The sequence below is a fragment of the Halomonas koreensis genome, from assembly GCF_031451675.1.
Lineage (GTDB): Bacteria > Pseudomonadota > Gammaproteobacteria > Pseudomonadales > Halomonadaceae > Halomonas > Halomonas koreensis.
This window is the reverse complement of the sequence record NZ_JARWAK010000031.1, coordinates 1-3,262: the sequence shown is the minus strand read 5'-3', so window position 1 is coordinate 3,262 and position 3,262 is coordinate 1. Positions and strand designations below refer to the sequence as shown.

The 3,262-nt window shown below is 54.5% G+C and carries 1 protein-coding gene and 2 rRNA genes; all 3 read right to left on the bottom strand.

Going from position 1 to position 3,262, the window contains the following annotated elements; all coding sequences use genetic code 11:
* Positions 1–5: 5 nt before the first annotated feature.
* Positions 6–120: ribosomal RNA gene (gene rrf / locus QC818_RS18280) — 5S ribosomal RNA — on the bottom strand.
* Between the two features lie 84 nt (positions 121–204).
* A 23S ribosomal RNA gene (locus QC818_RS18275) occupies positions 205–3,091 on the bottom strand.
* The coding region (locus tag QC818_RS18270) for a hypothetical protein (protein ID WP_309654300.1) at positions 3,079–3,262 on the bottom strand (184 nt) is incomplete at its 5' end. The genes QC818_RS18275 and QC818_RS18270, both read right to left, overlap by 13 nt.

The following is a 3,262-nucleotide window of genomic DNA, read 5'->3' as shown; positions in this document are numbered from 1 at the left end:
TAAGTGCCTGACGATGACCTACTCTCGCATGGGAACTCCCACACTACCATCGGCGCTGAGCGGTTTCACTGCTGAGTTCGGCAAGGGATCAGGTGGTTCCCGCACGCTATGGTCGTCAGGCGAAAAAGGAATGCGAATCATGCTGGCGAGTTACGTCTCGCGTATCCGCTGTCGTCCGTCATCGACAGACCACTTGGGTGTTATATGGTCAAGCCTCACGGACAATTAGTATCGGTTAGCTCAACGCCTTGCAGCGCTTCCACACCCGACCTATCAACCAGCTGGTCTTGCTGGGTCCTTCAGGAGGCTCGAGGCCTCGGGGAGATCTCATCTTGAAGGGGGCTTCCCGCTTAGATGCTTTCAGCGGTTATCCCGTCCGTACATAGCTACCCGGCAATGCCACTGGCGTGACAACCGGAACACCAGAGGTACGTCCACTCCGGTCCTCTCGTACTAGGAGCAGCGCTTCTCAAATCTCCAACGCCCACGGCAGATAGGGACCGAACTGTCTCACGACGTTCTAAACCCAGCTCGCGTACCACTTTAAATGGCGAACAGCCATACCCTTGGGACCGACTTCAGCCCCAGGATGTGATGAGCCGACATCGAGGTGCCAAACACCGCCGTCGATGTGAACTCTTGGGCGGTATCAGCCTGTTATCCCCGGAGTACCTTTTATCCGTTGAGCGATGGCCCTTCCATACAGAACCACCGGATCACTAGAACCTACTTTCGTACCTGCTCGACGTGTCTGTCTCGCAGTTAAGCACCCTTATGCTCTTGCACTCATTGCACGATTTCCAACCGTGCTGAGGGTACCTTCGTGCTCCTCCGTTACGCTTTGGGAGGAGACCGCCCCAGTCAAACTACCCACCACACACGGTCCTCGATCCGGATCACGGACCTGAGTTAGAACGCCAATGATGCCAGGCTGGTATTTCAAGGTTGGCTCCACCGTAGCTGGCGCTACGGTTTCCAAGCCTCCCAGCTATCCTACACAAGCAACATCAGCGTCCAGTGTGAAGCTGTAGTAAAGGTTCACGGGGTCTTTCCGTCTAGCCGCGGGTACACAGCATCTTCACTGCGATTTCAATTTCACTGAGTCTCGGGTGGAGACAGCGTGGCCATCATTACGCCATTCGTGCAGGTCGGAACTTACCCGACAAGGAATTTCGCTACCTTAGGACCGTTATAGTTACGGCCGCCGTTTACCGGGGCTTCGATCAGGAGCTTCGCTTGCGCTAACACCATCAATTAACCTTCCGGCACCGGGCAGGCGTCATACCCTATACGTCCGCTTACGCGTTTGCAGAGTACTGTGTTTTTAGTAAACAGTTGCAGCCACCTGGTATCTTCGACCGGCGTCAGCTCCACCCGCGAGGGGTTTCACCTAATACCGGCGTGCCTTCTCCCGAAGTTACGGCACCATTTTGCCTAGTTCCTTCACCCGAGTTCTCTCAAGCGCCTTGGGATTCTCACCCTGACCACCTGTGTCGGTTTGGGGTACGGTCCCACTGTATCTGAAGCTTAGAGGCTTTTCCTGGAAGCGTGGCATCGATGACTTCCAGACCGTAGTCTGTTCGTCTCGTCTCTCGGCCTTGGGGCACCGGATTTGCCTGATTCCCCAGCCTACTGACTTTCACCAGGACAACCAACGCCTGGCTCACCTAGCCTTCTTCGTCCCCCCATCGCAATACAGTGAGGTACGGGAATATTGACCCGTTTCCCATCGACTACGCCTTTCGGCCTCGCCTTAGGGGCCGACTCACTCTGCTCCGATTAGCGTCGAACAGAAACCCTTGGTCTTCCGGCGGGGGAGTTTTTCACTCCCCTTATCGTTACTCATGTCAGCATTCGCACTCGTGATACCTCCAGCCAACCTCTCGATTGACCTTCGTCGGCGTACACGACGCTCCTCTACCGCTCATCATTCGATGAACCCGTAGCTTCGGTACCTGGTTTGAGCCCCGTTACATCTTCCGCGCAGGCCGACTCGACTAGTGAGCTATTACGCTTTCTTTAAAGGATGGCTGCTTCTAAGCCAACCTCCTAGCTGTCTAAGCCTTCCCACATCGTTTCCCACTTAACCAGGATTTCGGGACCTTAGCTGACGGTCTGGGTTGTTTCCCTTTTCACAACGGACGTTAGCACCCGCTGTGTGTCTCCCACGCTGCACTCACCGGTATTCGGAGTTTGCCTCGGTTTGGTAAGTCGGGATGACCCCCTAGCCGAAACAGTGCTCTACCCCCGGCGGTGATACGTGAGGCGCTACCTAAATAGCTTTCGAGGAGAACCAGCTATCTCCGGGCTTGATTAGCCTTTCACTCCGATCCACAAGTCATCCAAATCTTTTTCAACAGATCCTGGTTCGGTCCTCCAGTTGATGTTACTCAACCTTCAACCTGCTCATGGATAGATCGCCCGGTTTCGGGTCTATTTCCAGCGACTGGTCGCCCAGTTAAGACTCGGTTTCCCTACGCCTCCCCTATACGGTTAAGCTCGCCACTGAAAATAAGTCGCTGACCCATTATACAAAAGGTACGCGGTCACAGAACGAGTCTGCTCCCACTGCTTGTACGCACACGGTTTCAGGGTCTATTTCACTCCCCTCTCCGGGGTTCTTTTCGCCTTTCCCTCACGGTACTGGTTCACTATCGGTCAGCCAGGAGTATTTAGCCTTGGAGGATGGTCCCCCCGTCTTCAGTCAAGGTTTCACGTGCCCCGACCTACTCGATTTCACATGATCAGGTTTTCGACTACGGGACTATCACCCTGTGTCGTTGAGCTTCCCAGCTCATTCGCCTAACCGGTCACATGCTTAAGGGCTGGTCCCCGTTCGCTCGCCGCTACTGGGGGAATCTCGGTTGATTTCTTTTCCTCGGGGTACTTAGATGTTTCAGTTCCCCCGGTTCGCCTCCTGCACCTATAGATTCAGTGCAGGATACTCAGGTTGCCCTGAGTGGGTTTCCCCATTCGGAAATGCCCGGGTCGCAGGTTGTTTGCCACCTCGCCGAGCCTTATCGCAGGCTTCCACGTCCTTCATCGCCTCTGGCTGCCAAGGCATCCACCGTGTGCGCTTCATCGCTTGACCATATAACCCCAAGGGGTCTGATCCGCGATGACGTCACGACAATTGCCGGATACGCTTGAGACGTATCTCATGTCCTTTCTTTCGAAAGGAACTTTGTCAGCATGATTCACATTGTTAAAGAGCGACTGTTCGAAGAACAGTCGGAAGTCATAAGAGCGAAGAAGGAAGAAA